General features: G+C 73.1%; 22 protein-coding genes and 2 tRNA genes. 13 read left to right on the plus strand and 11 right to left on the minus strand.

Going from position 1 to position 21,003, the window contains the following annotated elements; translation table 11 throughout:
• Positions 1 to 133: 133 nt before the first annotated feature.
• Entirely contained in the window at positions 134 to 1,684 is a 1,551-nt protein-coding gene (locus E4P39_RS20615; RefSeq protein WP_135138467.1) for a hypothetical protein, read from the minus strand.
• A gap of 470 nt (positions 1,685 to 2,154) precedes the next feature.
• On the minus strand, positions 2,155 to 2,313 hold the full coding sequence (locus E4P39_RS22490; RefSeq protein ID WP_167762021.1) for a hypothetical protein: 159 nt from the start codon (positions 2,311 to 2,313) through the stop codon (positions 2,155 to 2,157).
• Between the two features lie 258 nt (positions 2,314 to 2,571).
• Between E4P39_RS22490 and rfbB the strand changes: the two genes are divergently transcribed.
• Both rfbB and E4P39_RS20625 read left to right on the plus strand, forming a co-directional pair.
• Positions 2,572 to 3,567 (plus strand): dTDP-glucose 4,6-dehydratase, encoded by a 996-nt coding sequence (gene rfbB, locus E4P39_RS20620; RefSeq protein ID WP_135138468.1) that lies wholly within the window; start codon positions 2,572 to 2,574, stop codon positions 3,565 to 3,567.
• Positions 3,564 to 4,412: an NAD(P)-dependent oxidoreductase gene (locus E4P39_RS20625; protein WP_167762022.1), complete on the plus strand. Its 849-nt coding sequence runs from the start codon at positions 3,564 to 3,566 to the stop codon at positions 4,410 to 4,412. The genes rfbB and E4P39_RS20625 overlap by 4 nt, the downstream gene beginning before the upstream one ends.
• A gap of 13 nt (positions 4,413 to 4,425) precedes the next feature.
• Here the strand turns inward: E4P39_RS20625 and E4P39_RS20630 are convergent, their stop codons facing one another.
• The 7 genes from E4P39_RS20630 to E4P39_RS20660 form a co-directional block, all read right to left on the minus strand.
• On the minus strand, positions 4,426 to 5,469 hold the full coding sequence (locus tag E4P39_RS20630; RefSeq protein WP_135138501.1) for a PHP domain-containing protein: 1,044 nt from the start codon (positions 5,467 to 5,469) through the stop codon (positions 4,426 to 4,428).
• Positions 5,466 to 6,005, minus strand: coding sequence for a DoxX family protein (locus E4P39_RS20635; protein WP_135138502.1), 540 nt, complete (start codon positions 6,003 to 6,005; stop codon positions 5,466 to 5,468). The genes E4P39_RS20630 and E4P39_RS20635 overlap by 4 nt, the downstream gene beginning before the upstream one ends.
• A gap of 218 nt (positions 6,006 to 6,223) precedes the next feature.
• Positions 6,224 to 7,195 (minus strand): sugar transferase, encoded by a 972-nt coding sequence (locus E4P39_RS20640; protein ID WP_167762023.1) that lies wholly within the window; start codon positions 7,193 to 7,195, stop codon positions 6,224 to 6,226.
• A 145-nt stretch (positions 7,196 to 7,340) separates the two neighbouring features.
• Positions 7,341 to 8,336 carry a hypothetical protein gene (locus E4P39_RS22720; RefSeq protein ID WP_135138471.1) on the minus strand — a complete coding sequence of 332 codons (996 nt, stop codon included), beginning with the start codon at positions 8,334 to 8,336 and terminating at the stop codon, positions 7,341 to 7,343.
• 260 nt (positions 8,337 to 8,596) lie between these two features.
• Positions 8,597 to 8,818 carry a hypothetical protein gene (locus E4P39_RS20650; RefSeq protein ID WP_135138472.1) on the minus strand — a complete coding sequence of 74 codons (222 nt, stop codon included), beginning with the start codon at positions 8,816 to 8,818 and terminating at the stop codon, positions 8,597 to 8,599.
• A gap of 18 nt (positions 8,819 to 8,836) precedes the next feature.
• A complete protein-coding gene (locus E4P39_RS20655) occupies positions 8,837 to 10,273 on the minus strand; it encodes a bifunctional phosphatase PAP2/diacylglycerol kinase family protein (protein ID WP_135138473.1) in 1,437 nt (478 codons plus the stop codon).
• Positions 10,274 to 10,404: 131 nt separating this feature from the next.
• Positions 10,405 to 10,926 (minus strand): CGNR zinc finger domain-containing protein, encoded by a 522-nt coding sequence (locus E4P39_RS20660; protein ID WP_135138474.1) that lies wholly within the window; start codon positions 10,924 to 10,926, stop codon positions 10,405 to 10,407.
• A gap of 102 nt (positions 10,927 to 11,028) precedes the next feature.
• Here E4P39_RS20660 and E4P39_RS20665 point away from each other — a divergent pair, with 102 nt between their 5' ends.
• The 7 genes from E4P39_RS20665 to E4P39_RS20695 all read left to right on the plus strand — a co-directional run bounded on the left by E4P39_RS20665 (position 11,029) and on the right by E4P39_RS20695 (position 16,207).
• Positions 11,029 to 12,234 carry an MFS transporter gene (locus tag E4P39_RS20665; RefSeq protein ID WP_135138475.1) on the plus strand — a complete coding sequence of 402 codons (1,206 nt, stop codon included), beginning with the start codon at positions 11,029 to 11,031 and terminating at the stop codon, positions 12,232 to 12,234.
• 183 nt (positions 12,235 to 12,417) lie between these two features.
• Positions 12,418 to 12,506, plus strand: a tRNA-Ser gene (locus tag E4P39_RS20670).
• A gap of 20 nt (positions 12,507 to 12,526) precedes the next feature.
• Positions 12,527 to 12,599 (plus strand) — tRNA-Arg (locus E4P39_RS20675).
• A 149-nt stretch (positions 12,600 to 12,748) separates the two neighbouring features.
• Positions 12,749 to 13,216 carry a type II toxin-antitoxin system Phd/YefM family antitoxin gene (locus tag E4P39_RS20680; RefSeq protein WP_135138476.1) on the plus strand — a complete coding sequence of 156 codons (468 nt, stop codon included), beginning with the start codon at positions 12,749 to 12,751 and terminating at the stop codon, positions 13,214 to 13,216.
• Positions 13,209 to 13,550 carry a hypothetical protein gene (locus E4P39_RS20685; RefSeq protein WP_135138477.1) on the plus strand — a complete coding sequence of 114 codons (342 nt, stop codon included), beginning with the start codon at positions 13,209 to 13,211 and terminating at the stop codon, positions 13,548 to 13,550. The genes E4P39_RS20680 and E4P39_RS20685 overlap by 8 nt, the downstream gene beginning before the upstream one ends.
• An 81-nt stretch (positions 13,551 to 13,631) precedes the next feature.
• Positions 13,632 to 14,864, plus strand: a complete 1,233-nt coding sequence (locus E4P39_RS20690; protein WP_135138478.1) for a DUF4032 domain-containing protein — start codon at positions 13,632 to 13,634, stop codon at positions 14,862 to 14,864.
• A 116-nt stretch (positions 14,865 to 14,980) separates the two neighbouring features.
• Positions 14,981 to 16,207, plus strand: a complete 1,227-nt coding sequence (locus E4P39_RS20695; RefSeq protein WP_135138479.1) for a DUF4032 domain-containing protein — start codon at positions 14,981 to 14,983, stop codon at positions 16,205 to 16,207.
• Here E4P39_RS20695 and E4P39_RS20700 read toward each other — a convergent pair.
• Positions 16,204 to 16,833 (minus strand): TetR/AcrR family transcriptional regulator, encoded by a 630-nt coding sequence (locus E4P39_RS20700; protein WP_135138480.1) that lies wholly within the window; start codon positions 16,831 to 16,833, stop codon positions 16,204 to 16,206. The genes E4P39_RS20695 and E4P39_RS20700 overlap by 4 nt on opposite strands.
• 97 nt (positions 16,834 to 16,930) lie before the next feature.
• Here E4P39_RS20700 and E4P39_RS20705 point away from each other — a divergent pair, with 97 nt between their 5' ends.
• Both E4P39_RS20705 and E4P39_RS20710 read left to right on the plus strand, forming a co-directional pair.
• Positions 16,931 to 17,290 carry a cupin domain-containing protein gene (locus E4P39_RS20705; protein WP_135138481.1) on the plus strand — a complete coding sequence of 120 codons (360 nt, stop codon included), beginning with the start codon at positions 16,931 to 16,933 and terminating at the stop codon, positions 17,288 to 17,290.
• Between the two features lie 109 nt (positions 17,291 to 17,399).
• Positions 17,400 to 17,594: a DUF1059 domain-containing protein gene (locus E4P39_RS20710; RefSeq protein WP_135138482.1), complete on the plus strand. Its 195-nt coding sequence runs from the start codon at positions 17,400 to 17,402 to the stop codon at positions 17,592 to 17,594.
• Positions 17,595 to 18,000: 406 nt separating this feature from the next.
• Here E4P39_RS20710 and E4P39_RS20715 read toward each other — a convergent pair whose 3' ends face one another.
• Entirely contained in the window at positions 18,001 to 19,281 is a 1,281-nt protein-coding gene (locus tag E4P39_RS20715; protein WP_135138483.1) for an alpha-hydroxy-acid oxidizing protein, read from the minus strand.
• A 281-nt stretch (positions 19,282 to 19,562) separates the two neighbouring features.
• Here E4P39_RS20715 and E4P39_RS20720 point away from each other — a divergent pair, with 281 nt between their 5' ends.
• Both E4P39_RS20720 and E4P39_RS20725 read left to right on the plus strand, forming a co-directional pair.
• A complete protein-coding gene (locus E4P39_RS20720; protein ID WP_135138484.1) occupies positions 19,563 to 20,501 on the plus strand; it encodes a hypothetical protein in 939 nt (312 codons plus the stop codon).
• Complete coding sequence (locus E4P39_RS20725) at positions 20,494 to 21,003, plus strand: MarR family transcriptional regulator (protein ID WP_135138485.1); 510 nt, start codon at positions 20,494 to 20,496, stop codon at positions 21,001 to 21,003. Before E4P39_RS20720 ends, E4P39_RS20725 begins: the two co-directional genes overlap by 8 nt.

Below are 21,003 nucleotides of genomic sequence, written 5' to 3' on the forward strand. Positions count from 1 at the left end.
TGTCCTTGACGATCATGCGGCGAATGCGCGCGCACAAGACGGGACGAGCGACTGGGAGGCCAGGTGCAGGGCGGGGCGGTCGGGCGTGCGGCGGGGCGCCGGGGACAGACGTCCGGACGCGCGCCCGCGCCGCTCACGTGGGACGGGAGCCTGGGTCTGCAGCTCGAGCCGTGACGTCCGGGGTCAAGGAGGCGATGAAGCCGTTCGACACCGTGGGCAGCAATGCCGCGCCACCGGGATCGACGATCGCGAGCGGCGACCAGGCATCCTGCTGGGCGCCCGCCGAGACGGTGTTGACGCATCCGCCGGCACTGGTTCCGGCCCCGGGCAGGGTGGGCGGCGCCATCGGTGCGCGCGGCAGATGAAGCGGCTGCGCGGGTGGATCCGGCTCCGGGAGAAGGGGTGGCTCCGGGAGGAGAGGCGGCGGGGCCTCGGCGGTCGTCTCGCGGGACTTCTCGGCCAGTGTGGTCGGGTCAGTGGAGTGCGCGGCAGCCCACTGCTCGGCTCCTGAGGGCTGGGTGCGCTGCGATCCGGCCTTCCAGCAGGGATCGGCCCCGTCTCCGTCGGCCACCTCGTGCCGGGCCTCGCACGGACCGGCTCCGGCGGCCGGGGCACCGGTCGGGCGCGCCGTGGCACCGGCTGCGCCGCACTGATCCGGTGACGAACCCGATACGGCTTCGGTGATCACCGTCGTCTGGTCCGTTGCCGCAGCGGCGGCAGCGGGAGCGGTTCCAAGGCCGGCACCGGTCAGTCCGGGCGCGGGTCCGGAGGAGTCCACGGGGAGCTGCCCGGTCGCCGGGTCGACGGTCGTCGGGCCGACAGTCGTCGGGCCGACAGTCGTCGGGTCGACGGTGGTGGGCTCGTCGGTCGTCGGGTCGACGGTGGTCGGGTCGACGGTGGTGGGGTCGCCCGTCGTCGGGTCGACAGTCGTCGGGTCGACGGTGGTGGGCTCGTCGGTCGTCGGGTCGACGGTGACGGGGTCGCCCGTGGTGGGGTCGACGGTGACGGGGTCGCCCGTGGTGGGGTCGTCCGTAGCGGCGTCGTCGATGGTGCCGTCGTCCGTCGTCGGGTCGACGGTGTACGGGTCGACGGTGGTGGGGTCGTCCGTGGCGGGATCGACGGTCGGCGGGTCGTCGGTCGGGTCGTCCGTGGCGGGATCGACGGTCGGCGGGTCGTCGGTCGCGTCGTCGGTCGTCGGGTCGACGGTGGTGGAGTCGTCGGTCGTGGGGGCGTCCGTCGCGGTGTCCTCGGTGGGGACGGGCGCAGCCTGCGGGCCCGCGGGCGCCTCGGCTGCCGGAGGCGAGGAGCTTCCGGCAGCGTCGGGGGTCGCGTCGGTGGTGGTCGGCGGCTCGGCAGCGGGCACGCCGGGGTTCGTCCCCAGGTCCGCAGCGCCGGCCGGGAGAACCTCCGCGCCGTCCTCCGGCGGGACGGCCGGGTTCCACGGCGCCCCCGTGGTCCAATCAGGAACTCCGGGCGACCGCCCGTCGTCCGCGGCCGCGGCGCCCGCGAAGGCGCCCAGGAACGCCCACGCCCCGATGGACAGCGCGAGGCCGACGAGTGCGCGGCGGCGCCGGAGCTGCCGGTCCGACAACGGAGCGGTCGGGCCGGCGGTCTCGTCGCCGGGAGTCAGCGGCGCGGGGCCCGGATCCGGCGCCCGGCGACACGCGCCACCGAGGGGCGCCATGGGCGACTGCAGGTCGCCTGTAGGCCCCACGATGCCGCCACCGATCCGCAAGCTCACTCCCAGTTGCAGTCCGTGCAGTCCTCGGTCAATTGGTTGTCCACAGTTGGGTGGCAGGAACCATGTCCGCTGGCACATGCGCGGTCAACCGTCGTCCGTGCGAGGGAGCAGGCCGGCGGCCCGCTCTCGGCACGGGCTCACTGTCCGTGACGTCTTGCGACAGTTGCCGTACCGAAACTCGGCGGCGGTGGAGTCGACCGGGTCGATGGTCGCTACGGCAGGTGAGGTGCGTGCCTCGACGGGCCGAGTCGGGCGTGCGGGGGAGGGCGTCCGCGGCCGGAAGGCCGGCCGAGAGGCCGAGCGGTTGCGGAACTGTGGAGGGAGCGGGGAGCGGGGATCGCTCCGTGCAGGACGGGTCTGCGACGCCTCGGATGCCGGGACGCGGGCGCCCGTGCCGCCAGGCGTCTCAGCGATCAGGCGATGGTGAGCGCCGGGTCCACCACGAAGTTGGGCCGAGCGAACTCCGCCTCGGCCGTCCGCCTGTCCGCCAGACCGATCGCGCGGCCGAGCACCAGTGCGGCAACGGCTGCGGTCAACGGCCACGCCGTCCCGACGATCAGGATCCAGGTCATGAGTCCTTCCTAGGCGGCGGGTCCGGGCGGAACCCGGTCCGACGCGGGCAGAACCTGCCCAACCGGCGGGCCGCGTCGGGAACCCGCGCTGCACGGGCATCGTGCGCCCCACCTGGAACGGGTGTCCGCGCTGACCCGGCGCGCGTGCAGGTGCGTGGCGCCTCCCGGCTACCGTCGTCGGACGAGGACGGCCCGCTGAGTGGGCGGGCCCCGGGTCGGACCGCCGAACCGGTGCACCGAATGTGGAGGCTCACGACCATGCGCTTGCTTGTCACCGGGGGCGCCGGCTTCATCGGGGCGAACTTCGTCCACTACACACTCCGGGAGCACCCCGAGCACGACATCACCGTGCTCGACGCGCTCACGTACGCCGGGAACGAGGCGTCACTGGCGCCGGTGCTGGACCGGATCGAGTTCGTGCACGGGTCGGTGGCCGACGCGGCCGTCGTCGACGAGCTGGTGCAGCGCTGCGACGTCGTCGTCCACTTCGCCGCCGAGAGCCACAACGACAACTCGCTGGCCGATCCCTCGCCGTTCCTGACGACCAACATCGTGGGCACGTTCACGATCCTCGAAGCGGTGCGGAAGCACGGCGTCCGGCTGCACCACATCTCCACCGACGAGGTCTACGGCGACCTCGAGCTGGACGACCCGAAGAAGTTCACGCCCGAGACGCCGTACAACCCCTCGAGCCCCTACTCCTCGACCAAGGCCGGCTCCGACCTGCTCGTGCGGGCCTGGGTGCGCAGCTTCGGCATCCACGCCACGATCTCCAACTGCTCGAACAACTACGGGCCCTACCAGCACGTCGAGAAGTTCATCCCGCGGCAGATCACCAACGTGCTGTCCGGACTGCGGCCGAAGCTCTACGGCGCGGGCGAGAACGTCCGCGACTGGATCCACGTCGACGACCACAACTCGGCGGTGCACGCGATCCTCGAGAAGGGCCGCTCCGGCGAGACCTACCTGATCGGCGCCGACGGCGAGAAGAACAACCGCGAGGTCCTGTCCCTGATCCTCGAGCTGCTGGGCAAGCCGGCCGACGCCTTCGACTCCGTGACCGATCGCGTCGGGCACGACCTGCGCTACGCGATCGACGCGTCGAAGCTGCGCGACGAGCTGGGCTGGACGCCGCAGTACACCGACTTCCGTGACGGCCTGGCCGCCACCGTCGACTGGTACCGCGACAACGAGTCGTGGTGGGGCCCGCTCAAGGCGGAGGTCGAGGCGAAGTACGCGGCGCGAGGCCAGTGAGCACGGTCATCGTCGGGGCGGGGGGCCAGCTCGGCCGGGCCCTCCGACGCGAGTTCCCCGGCGCCGTCGCCCTCGACCGGGCGGCGCTCGACGTGACCGACGCCGCAGCCGTGCGGAACTACCGGTGGGCCGACGTCGACGTCGTCCTCAATGCCGCGGCATGGACGGACGTCGACGCCGCCGAGGACCCGGCCAACCTCGAGGCCGTCCGGGCCGCCAACGTCGACGCGGTGGGTCATCTGGCTCGGGCCGTGCGGACGTCGGGCGCCACGCTCGTGCACATCTCCAGCGAATACGTCTTCGACGGCAGGCACGACGGGCCCATCCCCGAGGACTGGCCGCCGAACCCGCTGTCCGTCTACGGGCAGAGCAAGGCCGACGGCGACACCCAGGCCGGCCACGTGACCAAGCACTACCTGGTGCGCACCACGTGGGTCGTGGGGGACGGCGGCAACTTCGTGCGCACCATGACCGGCCTCGCCGATCGCGGCGCCTCGCCCACGGTGGTCGCCGACCAGGTGGGCCGCCCCACCTTCACCGCCGATCTGGCCGCGGGCATCCGACACCTCCTGGAGACCGGGGCGCCGTTCGGTACCTACAACATCACGAACGACGGGGAGCCTGCGTCCTGGGCCGACGTCGCCGCGGCGGTCTTCGAGGCGCGCGGACGGTCAGGGGACGACGTGGGCCGGGTGAGCACGGCCGAGTACTTCGCCGACAAGCCAGGCGCTGCGGCCCGGCCGCTGAACAGCGTGCTCGACCTGTCGAAGATCAAGAACGCCGGGTTCCGGCCCCGGAACTGGAGCGAGGCCCTCGCCGGGTACCTGGCGGCGAACCCGGCCTGAGCGCCCCCTCTACCTACCCCCGTGCGAGGAGGTCGTCGGCGGTCTTCGTGTTGATGACCCGGTCCACCGGCACACCGCATTCGACGGCGCGCTCGCAGCCGTTGCTCTGCCAGTCGAGCTGTCCGGGTGCGTGGGCGTCGGTGTCGACGGCGAAGTCGCAGCCCAGTTCCACGGCCAGGCTCAGCAGCCGCTTCGGCGGGTCGAGCCGCTCGGGCCGGGAGTTGATCTCCACCGCCGTCCCGAACTCGGTGCAGGCGCTGAACACGGCCTCGGCGTCGAACTGGCTCTCCGGTCGCGGCTTCTGGGTGCCGTTGCGCTGCCGGCGGCCGATGACCAGCCGCCCGGTGCAGTGCCCGAGGACGTCGGTGTGCGGATTGGCGACGGCCGTGAGCATGCGGGCGGTCATGGCCTTCGAGTCGGCCCGCAGCTCGGAGTGCACGCTGGCGACGACGACGTCCAGCCGGCCGAGTAGCTCGTCGGTCTGATCCAGGCTGCCGTCGACGTTGATGTCGCACTCGATCCCGGTGAGGATCCGGAAGGGCGCCAGCTCCGCGTTGAGCCCGGCGACGACGTCGAGCTGCTGCTCCAGCCGCGCTGCGCTCAGCCCGTTCGCGACGGTCAGCCGGGGGGAGTGGTCGGTGAGCGCCATGTACTCGTGGCCGATCGCCATCGCGGCCTCGGCCATCTCACGGATCGGGCTGCCGCCGTCGGACCAGTCGGAGTGCACGTGCAGGTCGCCGCGCAGCGCGGCCCGGAACTCGGCGACGTCGTCGGCCAAGGGGATCAGCTCGGCGTAGGTCTCCTCGAGCTTGGTCAGGTATTCCGGCACCTGCCCCTCGTGCGCCTCGACGACCACCGCCGCCGTCTTGGGTCCGACGCCCTTGAGGTCCTTCAGGGTGTTGGTGCGGATCTTCAGGTCGAGCTGGTCCGCGTCGAGCCCGTCGACGACGGCCGCCGCGGTGCGGAAGGCCTGCACCCGGTAGCTGGGCTCGCGGGCGCGCTCCAGGAGGAAGGCGATCCTCCGGAGCGCGGCCGCGGGCGGGAGCGGTGCGGTCAGCGGCCGACCCTCTTCGCGGCCTTCTTCTGCGCCTTGGCGGCCCGCTTCTGGGCCCGCTCGAAGCTCTTCTCGGTCGAGTCTGCGGCCTTCCTGGCGGCACGGCGGGCGCGGTAGCCGACCGACGGCTTGCCCTCGGTGTCGACGGCGGCCAGCAGCAGCCCGCCGAGCAGGCCGGTGTTCTTGAGGAAGTTGGAGATCTGACCGAACCGCTCGGTCGGGTCGGTGTGCTCCCAGAAGCGGTGCCCCGCCAGCGTGGTGGGGACGATCGAGGTGGCGAGGACCAGCGCGGTCAGCCGGGGGAAGCGGCCGAGCCCGAACAGGGCGCCGGCGACCACCTTCACGGCGGCGTCGGCCTTGACCCACTGCTCGACGTCCTTGGGGAGCTGCACCGGCAGCTGCTTGTCGGCGGCGTCGGCGATCTTCTCGACGACCGGTCGGGCACCCGGCACGCGGTCCTGCGGCTTGCGGAGGGTGCTGATCCCCCCGTAGACGAAGGGGGCGGCGAGCAGGGGCCGGGCGATGCGGCGGACCAACATGGAGACCTCTTTCCCTCGGCGGCGCTGGACGCGGTGCCGCTGTGGACGTCGGGACGTGCACTGCCCGGGAGAACCCCGGGGCAATCCCTGGCTGCGACCGTAGCGACCTGCACCGATGGCCGCCCGGTCGGGCCTCGTCGATCCGTCACCCGTGAGCAGCGACGCCGGTGGCCGCACCACCCCGTGAAGGGCGGACACCGGTGCGCTGCCGCCGCGGCCTACGGCGCCGCCTCCCCCCGCAGGACCGCCGCGAAGGTCCTGCCGAGGACCATCAGGTCCAGGCGGAGGGACCAGTTCTCCGCGTAGTCGACGTCGACGCGTTCCCGGTGGGCCCGGGACCGGCCCCGACCACCGCCGACCTGCCCCAGGCCGATCACGCCCGGCTTGACGGACAGACGACGGTGCACGTCGACCCCGTTGCGGATGAGCTCGGACGGCAGGCCGGGCGGGGGCCCGACGAGCGACATGTCCCCCACCAGGACGTTGAAGAGCTGCGGCAACTCGTCGATCGAGTAGCGCCGCAGGGTCCCCGCGCTGCGGAACCTCAGCAGCCGGAAGACGCGCCCGTCGCGGCCGACGCGCTCCTGCCGGAAGAACACCGGCCCGCCGCTCGTGGCCTTGACGCAGACGGCCACCCCGAGGAGGACGGGCGCCAGCAGGAGGAGCGCGAACGCCGCGGCCACGCGGTCGAACGAGGCCTTCACCAGCCGGTGCACGCCGTGCAGCCCGGGGCGTGCCCTCTGCCGTGGCGCCGCCGAGTGCCACGTGCGGGTCCCGCGGGCATCGCTGCCCGCAGGGGCGAGCAGCAGGTCCGCTCGGGCCAGCTGCAGGTCGCTCTGCAGCCGACGGAGCGCCGCGCGGTCCATTCCCGACGAGGGGAGGACGGCGACCGCGGCCACGTCGTACCGGTAGACGACGTCGATCACGTCGTCCGGACTCCCGAGCACGGCGAGGCCGTCCACCGTCTCCCCGGTCCGACCGGGGGTGGGCAGGCAGCAGCCGATCACCCGGTAGCGCTGCCGGGGCTCCCGGAGGAGCTTCTGGTGCAGCGCTGCGACCCCGTGCGCGTCCCCGACCAGCAGCGTCGGCTGCAGGGGGCGGCCCTGTGACCGATGCCGGCGCAGTCGCGGCGGGTGCTGGGGCGCCTGTCCCGTGGGCAGCGCCGAATCCGCGTGCTTGTGCTGACACATCTGATGTTCCTTGACGTCCGTGCGTGGCCCCGCGACTGGCGCGGGTGCGAGGAGGGCGGGGAAGGGCCCTGGCGAGAGACGGCGTGGCCGTGCTCGATCGGAGAGGCGAGAGCCCGACGGCAGACGGGTGCCGTCGGAGGCAGGCTCAGCCTGGCCGGACTCCCGGGTCGTCGGCGCCACCGACGACGGCTCCGGCGAAGCCGGAGGAGGGCCGCAGCGCGGCCTGGGCGAGCGAGGCGGCGACCCGGGCATCGAGGACCGCGGTGATGCTGTCGGCCTGGTCGTGCTGTCCCGCACCGGCGGAGGACGTGCAGGAGGACGCCGCGGCCGAGGTCCCGGCCGGACCGGCCGGACCGGCCGGCGCGGGCATCGGGATCGGTGCGGGCAGGACGGGAGCAGGGGCAGGGGCAGGCGCGGGCGGGCTCGCCGGGACGGCCGGTGGACCGCTCTCCTCGACCCAGGCGAGGGCCGGCGCCGTACCGGTCGTGGTCGATCCGGTCCGGGTGGTGAGCTGCCCGTCGTTCCCGGAGTCACCGTGCGGCGAGCCACGGATGTCCGTCGCGACGACATCGCCAGAAGCCGGTTCGCTGCAGGGGACGGGCGGGACGGTCCCTGCCGCGAGCGGTGGGCTCACGACCGCGGGCTCGACGGGTGCGGGCTCCACGAGCGCGGCGTCCGGCTCCACGGGCGGGGTGCCGGGGAGCACGGCCGGGACGTCGGCGGATGGGACGTCAGCGGTCGGGGCCTCCGGCGCCGGCCCGGCGTCCTCGGGGGCCACCGGCAGAACGGCACCGTCGGGAGGCGGCACGAGGGCGTCCCCGGCCGGGATCACGACAGGAGCGTCGGCGACCGGGACGTCCGGGGGGCCCGGAGGCGGCGGGACGACGGCGTCCGGCTCCGCGGGAACGACCGGCGGAGGGGCGGAGTCACACGTCGCCGGCTCGAGCGGGACGCCCTCGGGCGATGTCTCCGCAGCCACCGGTTCGACGGGAGGGGAGGGCGGGGGCGGCTCGATCTGGACGGCGGCGCACGGCTCCGGCTCCAGCGGATCGGCCTGTGCGGCACCGGACCAGACGGCGAGGAGGGTCCAGGCGCCGAGGAGGAGGGCGACCGTCAGGAGCGTCCGGCGCCACCACGCCACGGGGCTCTGTGCCGGGCATGCGGCAGCGCCGGACGTCTCTGACCGATCGTGTCGGTCAGCCGTCCGGGTCGTGCTGCTGCCGTCGGACACGCTGCTCCCCGGGGCCCTGGTACGGGAACTGTGTCGTCACATCACCACGACCGACAACCTCGAGGCTGTGGCGGGCGCCACGAACAGACAAAAATCCGGCCAGGCTTCACGCTCCGTGATCGGAACCGCCGCCCCGGTGCGCGAAACGCGGGGTCAGGGACGACGCGTCGTCAGGTCGAGCGGACCCGGTCGGGGCCCCTCGCAAGCAGCACCAGGGCCGCCATGGCAACCGCCCATCCGGTGATCACGAACAGGTCCCCCGCGTGCAGACCGTGCGACCTGGTCAGTGTGATCACGACGGGCCCGTCGTTGATGTACCGGCCGGTGATGAGCAGGAGCGTGAACCCGGAGACGATCCCTCCGACGACCAGGACGTACAGCCAGCGCACCACGGTTCCCACGGTAGAGCGTCACTCGGTGCGGCAGCAGTAGACGGTCAGGGCCTCGCGCTTGGAGAAGACGAACTGCTCCGCCTTCTCGCCCATCTCGCCGTCGTAGGCCACCTGCTTGAGCCCGGAGCGCGAGACCACGCGAACCTCCTCGGCCTGGAACGACGCGTACGCCGAGCCGCGGTCACTGACCCCGAGCAGGGCGCCCAGGACGGCTCGCGTCCGGCTGAACCGCACATCGGCCCTCAGGTACTGGACGTCGAGCAGGCCGTCCTCGAGTCGGGGGCGCCAGGCGGGCGCGAGACCCCGGGGCGTGTAGCAGCCGTTGCCGATGAAGAGGATCCAGACCCGCAGCGGCTGCCCGTTGACCACCAGCGACACCGGCGTGCCCGTCCGCAGCACCTGCGCGGCCGCCACGGTCAGGGCCATCCACTTGCCCATCCGCCCCGACAGCCGGTCGCGCCGGCGCACCATCTCCGGGTAACCGCCGATGCTCGCCGTGTTGAGGAACGGCGTCCCGTTGACGTCGGCGACGTCCACGTGCACCGCCGAACCGGAGAGGACGGCGTCGGCGGTGTCCTGCGGTGTCTCCAGCCCGACGTCCCGGGCGAAGTGGTTGAGCGTGCCGGCGGCGATGACCGCCAGCGGCAGGCCGTGCTCGAGGGCGACGGCGGCCGCCGCGGCGACGCTGCCGTCCCCGCCCGCGACGCCCAGCGCCTTGACCCGTCCCGAGCGGGCGGCCTCGCCGAGCAGTTCGGCGACGCCGGCGTCCTGGCCGATCTCCAGCACCTCGGCGCGGGGGAGCAGGCGGGAGATGTCGGCGACCGGGTCGTAGTCGTCCGGGCCCGAGCTCGGGTTGACGGCGACGACGAGCCCCTCGCCTTCGGGCAGCGCGGGCGCCTCGTACGTCGTCCGCACGCGGGCCGGCTCCTGCGGGCGGATCCGCCACCAGTGCTGGGTGGCGACGGCGACGGCACTGCCCACCGCCAGCCCGGCGACGACGTCCCCCGGGTAGTGCACGCCGACGTGCACCCGCGAGTAGCCGACGCCCAGCGCCACCGGCGCCAGGGCGGCACCGGCCAGCGGGCTCTCCATCGCCAGGCCGGTGACGAAGGCCGCCGCCGACGACGAGTGCCCACTGGGGAAGGACAGGCTGCCCGGTTCACGGCGGAGCCGGCGGTGGGACTGCAGGTTCTCCAGGTCGGGCCGCACCCGGCCGAAGTACCGCTTGAGGACGACGTTGACCAGCAGGCTGGAGACCGCCTGCGAGCCCACCCCGCGGATCGCGCCGCGGCGCAGCGGGCCCTTGCGCAGCCCGAGGAGGAGGCCGAGGAGCAACCACAGCTTCCCGTGGTTGGCGAACGTGGAGAGCCGGCGCAGCCAGCGGTCGGCCGGCGTGGTGGGCAGGCGGCCGATGAACGCGTGGAGGCGCGCGTCCCAGATCCGGGGGTTGGACACGTCCGGACGCTAGTGGAGCGAGCCGTGTCCGGCCGAGCCGCGCGCCCACCCCGACCCGGCCGGGTGAGCTTTCGGTACCGCAAGCGGCGGTGCCGTCCTCCGCTTTCGGTACCGGAAGCGGGGGAGTGGGGTCAGGACTTCTGGCGGGCCCGGTAGGCGGCGACGGTCGAGCGGCTGGCGCAGGTGTTCGAGCAGTACCGCCGGCTCGCGTTGCGCGACGTGTCGACGTAGACGTCGTCGCACCCCTCGGCCGAGCAGACGCCGAGCCGCCGCCACCCGTGCTGGACGACCACCTGCGACAGGCCCATCGCGACCGTCGTCGTCAATTGCTCCAGCGCCGGGGCCTCGGGACGTGCGTAGTGCAGGTGCAGCTCGCCGTCGTGATGCGTGGCGTAGGGGCGCGGGCGGGCCAGGGCCAGCAGCTCGTTGAGCCGGGCGAGGACGTCGTCCTCGGTCTCCGCCACCGCGACCGCCCGGACCAGCTGAGCGGTGGCGGCGGCGCGGCCGGCCTCACCCGGCGAGAGCGTCAACGCCGTCCCTGGGCTGAACCACTCCTCGTGCGCGGTGAGGAAGCTCACCAACTCGTCGAGGTCGGCGTTGGCCAGCTCGATGGCCAGTTCGACGGCACCTGACCCGTAGGTGTCGTAATCCATGTGGCTCCCTACCGATCGGTGCTAGCCTCGGACCTGCGTAGGTGGTCAACGCTGTTTGACTCCCTACAGTTCCTTTCCCCGCAGTGAAACGAGTGCAGAACCATGCGTGCCTACCTCACCGTGTGGCGGCTCCCCTCCGCCCCGGTGCTCCTGCTGTCCGGCTTCGCCGGTCGGCTCCCGTCGGCGATGGTGCCGCTGGCGCTGCTGCTCATGGTGCAGCAGCAGACCGGTTCCTACGCCGTCGCCGGGCTTGCGGCCGCAACGCATGGCGTCGCGATGGCGATCATGGCCCCGGTGCTGGGCCGGCTGGCGGACCGCCGCAGTCCGCGTCCGGTCCTGCTCGGCCAGGTGGCCGTCTACCCCGTGCTCCTCGGCGTGCTGCTGGCCGCCGTCCTCGGGGACGCGTCGGCCCCGCTGGTGATCGCCGCCGCCGCTGCCGCGGGCGCCGGTACGCCGCTGGTCTCCGGCACCGTGCGGGCGCTGTGGTCGCGGGTCGATCCCGCCGTCCGCCCCACCGCATACGCCCTGGACGCGACCACGACCGAGCTCGTGTTCGTGGCCGGACCGACGGCCGTCGCCACGCTGACCGTCCTCGCCGGCCCCGCCTGGGCCGTCGTCGCCGCGGGCGTGCTCGCCGTCAGCGGGGCGCTCGGCATCGCGACGTCCGCCGCGATGCGCGCCTGGGTCCCGGCCGGCGGTCCCCGGACCGGTCTGCTCACGACGGTGCTCGCGCCCGGCATGCCGCGGGTGCTGCTCAGCGGCTCCGCGCTGATGCTCGGCTTCGGGGCGCTCGAGGTCGCCGTCCCCGCGTTCGCGGACGCGGCCGGCTCGCCGGGCCTGTCCGGCGTGCTGCTGGCCGTCTGGTCGCTGGGGTCGGTCGCCGGCGGGCTCTGGTTCGGCGCCCGCGTCGTCAGCGTCTCGCTGCCGCGGCAGTACCGCTGGGGGCTGCTCGGGGTGACCATCGGCCTGGTTCCGCTGGCCGCGGTGGACAACCCCTGGGTGCTCGGCGCGCTGCTGTTCCTGGGCGGGACGGCGATCGCCCCCACGCTGACCGTGCAGAGCTCGCTGGTCGGCTCGATCGCACCGGCCCGCGCCACCACGGAGGCCTTCACCTGGCTGTCCACGATCGCCTTCGGGGCCTCCGCCGTCGGGGCGGCGGTGGGCGGTGCCCTCATCGAGGGGGCGGCCGGGGTGAGCGGCAGTCTCACGCTCGCGGCGGTGGGGGCGGCGCTCGCCGTCGCGGTCACGCTGGTGCCCGGGCGCCGTCCGGTGCGCGGGGTGGTCCTGCGCGACACGGTCGCCGCCTGACGGGGCGTCGGCCCCGCGGGAGCCGCTGTGCAACCGCGGCAGCCGCGCTGCACGGCGGCTCCGGCGGTTGCGGGCCGGCTCCGGCGACCACGGGCGGCGCCGGCCGCCGTCCGGGCCCCATCGAAGGCGCTCGGCCGCGCTGGTAGTCTTCCTCCTCGGTGGTTCCGAGCGACTCGGACCCCGGGAGGCTTCGCCTAGTCCGGTCTATGGCGCCGCACTGCTAATGCGGTTTGGGTTAATCCCCATCCCGGGTTCAAATCCCGGAGCCTCCGCGCACCACAACTGAACATCGGCACCCGTAGCTCAACGGATAGAGCATCTGACTACGGATCAGAAGGTTAGGGGTTCGAATCCCTTCGGGTGCACGTCTGGTTGAGACACCGATCTGCCGCGCAGCCCCGACGGGGGAGGCGCGGCAGATTCGTCTTCCCGCTCGGGCATGCTGTCGGCCTTGCTGGCCACGTCGGGTGGGCCGCCGACTTGACATTCAGAACACGTTCTGAATAATGGGTGCATGACCGCCGCCGTGCGCCGCACCGTCCAGTCGTCAGAGTTGTCCCGCAACTCTGCGGCCGTGTTCGCCGCCGCCGACGAGGGTCCGGTCAACATCACCCGCCGGGATGGGGACGACCTGGTTCTGGCGAAGTCGGAGGACGTGGAGCGGGAACGTCGGGCATTCGCCGTGGCTGCGAACCTCGTGGCTGCATCGTTGAGTCAGACCGGCCAGTCACTCGGTGAGCGGCTGCGGCAGCAGTTCCCCTGGGTGGAGTTCCTCAGGGCCGGCGATCGCGAGAAGTTTGGTACCGAGATCGTCGACGTGGCCCGTGCCTGTGCCGCTGTCGGCCAGTTCGGACCACTCCTCGTCGTCTTCGAGGCATGGCACTCCACGGCGGTGGCGCTGGCTGCTGGCTACACCCCGGACGAAGAGCTCGACTGGCTCGACGAGCCGTCGCCGGTGAGCGACCCGCGTCAGGGTGACTAAGCGGAAGTCGGATGTACCGCGCCCTCTGAAGAAGGCCGAGTACACGATCCAGTTCGCCACCAGGCAGGCCGAGAAGGGCTGGACGGATCTCCTCAGCACGACTCGCAACTCCGTCGTGGATGCCTGGGACTTCCTGACTCGCACACCTCGCGCCTCGAGTGAACGGAACCATCAGCTCAAGGGGCAGCTTGCGACGGTTGAACGGGACGGGAAGACCCACGGGCGGTGGCAGTACGAGCTGCCCGGCGGAGCTCGCCTGTGGTTCTACGTCGAGGGTCGTGACGTCTGGCTGGTCGACGTCCACACCCGTCACCCGAACCAGACGAAGAGCTGACGCCCGGCGCTTGGGCGAGGGGCGGCCCGCCGGAACCGCTGCTGTCACACTGACGCGGACGCCTGACCACGGGAGCGCACGATGCGGTTCCTCTTCCGCCCGCCCGCCGATGAGGCCGCCGGTCTGCTGACGCTGCCATGGCACCAGCCCCTGGAGGAGTGGGACGACGAGCACCTGCTGGAGGTGCCGCAGCGGGGCATCTCGCGGCACGTCGTCCGCTTCGCGACCTCCGACGGCACCGTCTACGCCCTCAAGGAGATCGACGAGCGCCTGGCGCGCCACGAGTACAGCCTGCTGACCGAGTTCGAGGCCGAGGGGCTGCCGACCGTCTCGGTGCTGGGCATCTGCGTCGACCGCCCGAACGACCTGCCTGCCGTCCTGGTGACGCGCTACCTCGAGTACTCGATGTCCTACCGGTACCTGTTCTCCAGCCCCCGCGCCGACCACTCCGCCGAGCAGCTGATCGACACCCTCGTCGAGCTCCTGGTCCGGCTGCACCTCGCCGGCATCTTCTGGGGCGACTGCTCGCTGTCGAACACGCTGTTCCGTCCCGACGCCGGATCGATCTCGGCGTACATGGTCGACGCCGAGACGGTGGAACGGCATCCGCGGCTGTCGCCCGGTCAGCGCGCCTACGACGTCGAACTGGCCACCGAGCGGGTCGCGGCCGAGCTCATGGACCTGGAGGAGGGCGGGCTGCTCCCCGCCGACATCGACCCGATCGAGATGGCCTCCGCCCTGCCCGCGCGGTACGAGGCCCTCTGGGACGAGGTGACCCGCGAGGAGGTCTTCTCGCCCGAGGACCAGCGCTACCGCATCGCCGACCGCCTGCAGCGGCTCAACGAGCTCGGTTTCGCGGTGGACGAGGTGGAGCTGATCTCCACCGAGGAGGGCGGCGTCAAGCTGCGGATCAAGACCCGGGTCGCGGAGTCCGGGCAGCACCGTCGCGAGTTCTTCCGGCTCACCGGCCTGGAGGTGGGGGAGCAGCAGGCCCGCCGCCTGCTGAACGACCTGCGCAGCTTCCGCGCCTGGCTCGAGCAGCGCGACGGCCGGACGGTGCCCGAGACCGTGGCCGGGCACCGGTGGGTCAGCGAGGTGTACCAGCCGATCATCGACGCGATCCCGGCCGACCTCGCCGGCCGGCTGGCGCCGCCCGAGGTCTTCCACGAGATCCTCGAGCACCGGTGGTTCCTGTCCGAGGCGGCCGGCCGCGACGTGGGGACGACGGCGGCCGCCCGCTCCTACTTCGAGACGGTGCTGCCGCAGACGCCCAAGGAAGTGACCACTCCCTCAGCGACGGTGGGTTTGCTGTAGCGGAGGCGGTCAAACGAGACAGACGTCATGACGACTCGCCGGGTCGGACGGGGCTCCAGGAAACACGGCGCAGGGACGATTGAGTCGGTCCCGCCCCCGTTCCGCCGGAGTCCCGCATGCGCTTCCTCTTCCGTCCGCCCGCCACCGAGGCGGCCGGTCTGCTGGCGCTGCCCTGGGACCTTCCGCTGGAGGAGTGGCCCGAGGACGTCGTCACGCACGTCCCCTCACGCGGCATCTCGCGCCACGTCGTCCGCTTCGTCGCCAGCGAGGGCACCCTCTACGCGCTGAAGCAGATCGTCGAGCCCCTGGCGCGCAAGGAGTACGCGTTGCTGACGGCGTTCGCCACCGAGGGTCTGCCGACCGTCCAGGCCGTGGGCATCTGCGTCGACCGCCCGGACGACCTGCCGGCGATCCTCGTCACCCGCTACCTGGACTACTCGGTCTCCTACCGCCACCTGTTCTCGACGCCGCGCGGCGAGCACTCGGCCGAGCAGCTCGTCGACACGATGCTCGGGCTGCTCGTGCGGCTGCACCTCGACGGCGTCTTCTGGGGTGATCCCTCGCTGTCGAACACGCTCTTCCGCCCGGACGCCGGCGCCATGGCGGCGTACCTCGTCGACGCGGAGACCGTCGAGCGACACCCGGCCCTCTCCGACGGGCAGCGGGCGCACGACGTCGACCTGGCCGTCGACCGCGTCGGCGCGGAACTGCTGGACCTCGAGGCCGCGGGCCTCCTGCCGGACGGCGTGGACGCGGTCGAGCTGGCCGTGGGCCTCCGCACCAAGTACGAGCACCTCTGGGACGAGCTCACCCGGGAGGAGCTCGTCGCGCCGAAGGAGGAGACGCTCCGGGTGATCGAGCGGCTCCAGCGCCTCGACGACCTCGGCTTCGGCGCCGGCGAGATCGAGCTGGTCACCTCCGACGACGCGTCGCGGCTGCGCGTGCGCACCCAGGTCGCCGAGCCCGACCACCACCGGCGCGAGCTGTTCCGCCTGTCCGGCCTCGAGGTGCAGGAGAACCAGGCCCGCCGGCTGCTCACCGACCTCCACGGGTACCGGGCCTGGCTGGAGCAGCGGGACGGCACGGCACTGCCCGAGACCGTCGCGGGTCACCGCTGGGTCGACGAGGTGTACTGGCCCGTCGTCGCGGCGATCCCGGGCGAACTGCTGGGCCGGCTGGCTCCGGCGGAGCTGTTCCACGAGGTCCTCGAGCACCGCTGGTTCCTCTCGGAGGCGGCCGGCCACGACGTGGGGACGACGCTCGCGGCGCGCTCCTACTTCGAGACGATCCTGCCGGCGGCGCCCGAGGAGATCACCGCGTCACTGGTGGTCGGGCTGCCCTAGCAACGGGGGGACGGCGGCGTTCCCGTGTCCCGGACCGGCACGGGGGAGAGACCGGCCAGGAGCTGGTTGGCCGTCGCGGTGAAGCGCGCGACGTCGCCGTCCAGTCGCGTGATGAGCATCGCTCCCTCGAGCGCGCCGAGCACCATCGAGGCGGTGTCCTCGGGTGTGCCGGGGCACCGGAGGCTGCCGTCGGCGCAGCCCTCCTCCAGGACCCTTCGCAGCCACGCGGTGTTCGACGCGAAGAAGGCGCAGACCGCCTGCTGGAGCGGGTCCGGGAGGGTGCGGTGCTCGGCGGCGAGCATTCCGCAGAGGCACATCCGGTCGGCGCTGAGCACGTCGGTGTAGAGGTCGGCGTAGCCGCGGAGCTTGGCGGCCGCGTCGGGGGCGGTGGCGTCGAGGTGGGCGAGCGCGTCGGCAAAGCGCGCGGCGTACCGCTCGATCAGTGCCTGGCCCAGCTCGGCCTTGCCCTTGAAGTGGTAGTGCAGGGCCGCCCTCGTGATGTCGAGCTCGGCGGCCACGTCGCCGTAGCTGAAGCCGTTGTAGCCGCGGACCTGCAGCATCCGTTCGGCCACGTCGAGTATCCGACTCGTCGTCCCGGCGCCGTTCGCGCCGCTCGTCGCGGACATCGCGGTCACACCCCTTGACGTCTGACTTACGTGCAAGTAAGCCTACGCCTGCGGCCGCACCTCAACGGGGGAATCCCACCTTCCGAGGAGGCAGTTGATGACCACCCAGAACACCGAGCACCGCAGGTTCGCCGAGCCGGACGAGGTCCGGCCGTTCCCGCACGGGCGGGCGGAGATCGTGAAGGTCGGCGGTGCCGAGATCGGGCGGCTGGTCCTCGAGCCGGGCTGGCGCTGGTCGAACGACGTCAAACCGATCGCCGGCACCGAGCTCTGCGAGGCGCCGCACATGCAGTACCACGTCAGTGGACGGGTGCACGTCCTCATGGCCGACGGCACCGAGTTCGAGGCCGGCCCCGGCGACGTCACCTCGCTCCCCCAGGGTCATGACGCCTGGGTCGTCGGCGACGAGCCCGTGGTGGTCGTCGACTGGTACGGCGCCAGCAACTACGCCCGCTGAGGGCTGTTCCCACGAGCCCGTCGAGGGTCGTTACCCAGCCGCCAGATGGTGGCAGCATCCCGGCCGGACGCCCGTAGCGGGCGCCCGGCCCGCACGGAGAGGCACGTACATGACGCGCAAGATGGTCGACTGCCGGACGATGCCGAGCGAGATCGGCTGCACGCTCACGATCGCCGGCGAGGAGGAGGAGCTCCTCGACGCCGCCGTGGCCCACGCCGTCGACAAGCACGGCCACGAGAACACCGCGGAGCTGCGGGAGCAGATCCGCTCTGGTCTGGTCGACGCCGAACCCGCCCTGGCCTGACCCGTACGACCGCGACCCCGGCCTCGTGGAGACCGGGGTCGCGTCAAGCGGTGTCCGCATCGCAGGCATCGTTCCCGCCACGCGCACGCCCTGTCGGCACAGTGAAGGGATATGGGGGCGGGGGGCCGGTCCTGACGGTCTGGCCGCGTTGGTCGGTCCACCCAGCGATGGGTGGCCAGTTGTACCGGCTGCCCCCGCCCCTCTCCACTGTGCGCCAGGTCACATCCGGCGTCAAGACGGGCCCGGTGTGTCGCTCCGGACCCCCGTCCCCGGGCGTGGCGAGGCGCCGCTCACCAGCGGTGTGGGCCTTCCTCGTCCGGACCGGTGCTGGTGGAGCGTTTCCTCGTCCTCCTGGGTGCGGCAGAACTCCCGAGGGCGCGGACGACGCTCCAGGAGCGACCGCATGTCAGCCGACGCGACGGAGGATGTCGGGGGAGAGCTGGTCGACGGCGGTGTGCCCGGTCAGGCCCAGCGTCAGGTCGAACTCCCCGAGCACGTCCGAGATCACCTGCCTGACGCCGTCCTCGCCGGCCAGTGCCAGACCCCAGGCGAACGGCCGGCCGAGCAGCACCGCCCTGGCGCCCAGGGCGACGGCGACGAACACGTCCGCGCCGCTGCGGACACCGCTGTCCAGCAGGACCGGGGCCCGGCCGGCGACCGCCCCCACCACCTCCGGCAGCGCATCGAGCGCCGCGATCGAGCGGTCCACCTGCCGCCCGCCGTGCGTGCTGACGACGACGCCGTCCGCGCCCTCGTCCAGCGCGCGCCGGGCGTCGTCCGGGTGCAGGACGCCCTTGAGCAGGATCGGCAGGCGTGTCCTCGACCGCAGACACGCCAGATCCGTCCAGGTGATCGACGGCCGGGAGTAGATGCCGAGGAACGTCTCGACGGCGGCGCGGGGGAGCGGTGAGCGCAGGTTGTCGCGGATCGAACCGGGCCAGGCCCTGGCCATGCCGACGAGCGCACGCAGGGCCGCCGGGGTGGGGCGGGGCTGGGGCTCGCGGGGCCCGGCGTTCGCCACCCGCTCCGCCACGAGCCGGCGGAACACCGGGTCGGACGTGTACTGCGCGATGCCCTTGCCCAGCGCGAACGGCAGGTGCCCGAGGTCGAGGTCGCGCGGGCGCCAGCCGAGCATCGTGGTGTCGAGCGTGACGACGATCGCGTCGCAGCCCGCCGCCTCGGCCCGCCCGACCAGGCTCTCGACGAGCTCGTCCGAGGTCGACCAGTAGAGCTGGAACCACCGCGGTGCGTCGCCCATCGCCGCGGCGCACTCCTCCATCGACACCGAGGCCTGATTGGAGAAGACCATCGGGACGCCGACCGACGCCGCCGCGCGGGCCACGGCCAGGTCGGCCTCGTCGTGCACGAGCTCGAGCGCGCCCACCGGACCGAGCAGCAGGGGGCCGGGGAGCCGGCGGCCGAACAGCTCGATCGAGGGGTCCCGGCTGCTCACGTCCCGCAGCACCCGCGGCACCACCGCCCACCGGTCGAAGGCAGCGCGGTTGGCCCGCTGGGTGGCCTCGTCGCCGGCGCCGCCCGCGACATAGGCGTAGGCGCGCGCGTTCAGCGCCCGCTTCGCCCGCGCCTGGAGCTTCCGGGCCGCGATCGGGACCAGCGGACGGTGCCCGAACACACCCGCCCGGTAGACCTCGTTCTGCCGACGGCGCCCGGCACCTGGTTCGTCCACCCGGTCACCGTAGTGAGCCACGTCTCGCCGTCCTCAGGCCTCGGAGCGGCCTGCCGGGCCGGATCCGGCCGGAATCTCGGGACACGCCGCGACGACACGCGAGAAACGTGCGTAACGGGGCGACAACGAAGCGTCACATCGTGCATCATCTGAACCCAACGGCATCGGAAGCATCACGGGCCGACAGCAGTACCAGGGGGAATGCCGTGGGGGCACGGACGGCGTCGCGCAGCGCGCCTCGGACGGCAGCATCCGGGGGCCTCGTCACGGGTTTCGTCCTCGTGCTCCTGGCGCTCAGCGCCGCCCCGGCGGCAGCGGTCGAGGACCCGTCCCGCCCCGACGGCCAGGTCACCTTCGGCCCCAGCTGCCGGCCGGGCGGGCTGGTCGTGGAGGTCGTCGCCGGCACGTCGGCGTACTTCGTCCGGCTCGCGACGACTCGGCAGCCGGCGGGTGAGGACGAGGCGACGATCCAGCCGGGTGCCACCGTCACGCTCCGGACCGACGACGTGGCCTGGGGCGAGACCATCGACGGCCGGCTCGAGTACGCCGCCCGGGACGGCTCCGGCGTCACCTTCGTCGACGAGCTGGACACCTACAGCTTCACCCGGCCGACCCAGGAGGACTGCGAGGCCGTCCTGGCGCCCCCCGGGGCCGAGGCGGCGCCCACGGCCCCGCCGTCGGCGGGCGTGGCGAGCTCCGCCCCACCGTCGCAGGAGCCGGCTCCCTCGGCTGCGGGCTCGTCGTCCGCGCCGGCCGCCGGCGGCGTCGAGTCGGGTCCCTCGGTCTCCGCCGTTCCCGCGGGCGCGGACCGCACGATCGCGTCCTCGGCGCGACCCGTTGCCGCCGGTGGGACGGTGACGCTGGTCGGAGCGGGCTTCCTCCCGGGCGAGCGGGTCACCATCGCGCTGCACGGCAGTGACACCGTGCTCGGGTCCGGCACCGCCGGTGCCGACGGCACCGTGCAGATCGCCGTCCACATCCCGGACCGCACCACCGCCGGGCCCGTAACGGTGGACATGTTCGGCCACCGGTCGGAGCTCGTCGCCGACGTCGAACTGCAGGTCGCCGGGTTCGACTCGGCGGTCGGCGACAGTGGGCTGGCGGACCTGATCCCGCTCGTCACCGCGGCCACCGCGCTCGTGGCCACCGTCGGCGGGCTGGTCTCGGTCGCCGGCCGGCAGCGCGCCCTCGGCCGGGGGCTCCCGCTCCGGCGTGCGTGAGGCCGAGCAGCCGGGCCAGAACCGCCGGCACCGGCGGGACGACGCGCTCGCCCGCGGCGTCCCGCGGAACCCGGCCGCCCTTCCCGGTGCGGTGCCGCGGCCCGCGGAGACGTGGCTGCGGATCATGCAGGCGCACGACCGCATCCTGCGGCGGCTCGACGCGGCCCTGCGCCGTCATCACGGCCTCTCGCTGACCGCCTTCGACGCGCTGCGGCGGATCGCCGGGGGCGGGCCGGCCGCCGGGTCGGCGGCCGAGGCCGCGGGCCTCACCCGCCCGGTCCAGCCCGCGACGGTGAACCGGCTCGTGAGCGACGGTCTGCTGTCCCGTGAAACGGAGGACGACGCCGCCTCCCTCACGTCGGCGGGCCGGAAGCGCCTGGCCGCGGCGACGGCGACCCACGACGAACTCCTCGGTCACCTGCTCACGCTGCTCGGGGACGACGCAGCCGTGGTCACCGACGCCCTTGCCCGCGTCTCCCGGGCCGCCCGCCCCCGCACCTGA

Origin of the sequence: Blastococcus sp. CT_GayMR19 (genome assembly GCF_004570385.1) — a bacterium.
In the GTDB taxonomy this organism is placed as follows: Bacteria; Actinomycetota; Actinomycetes; order Mycobacteriales; family Geodermatophilaceae; genus Blastococcus_B.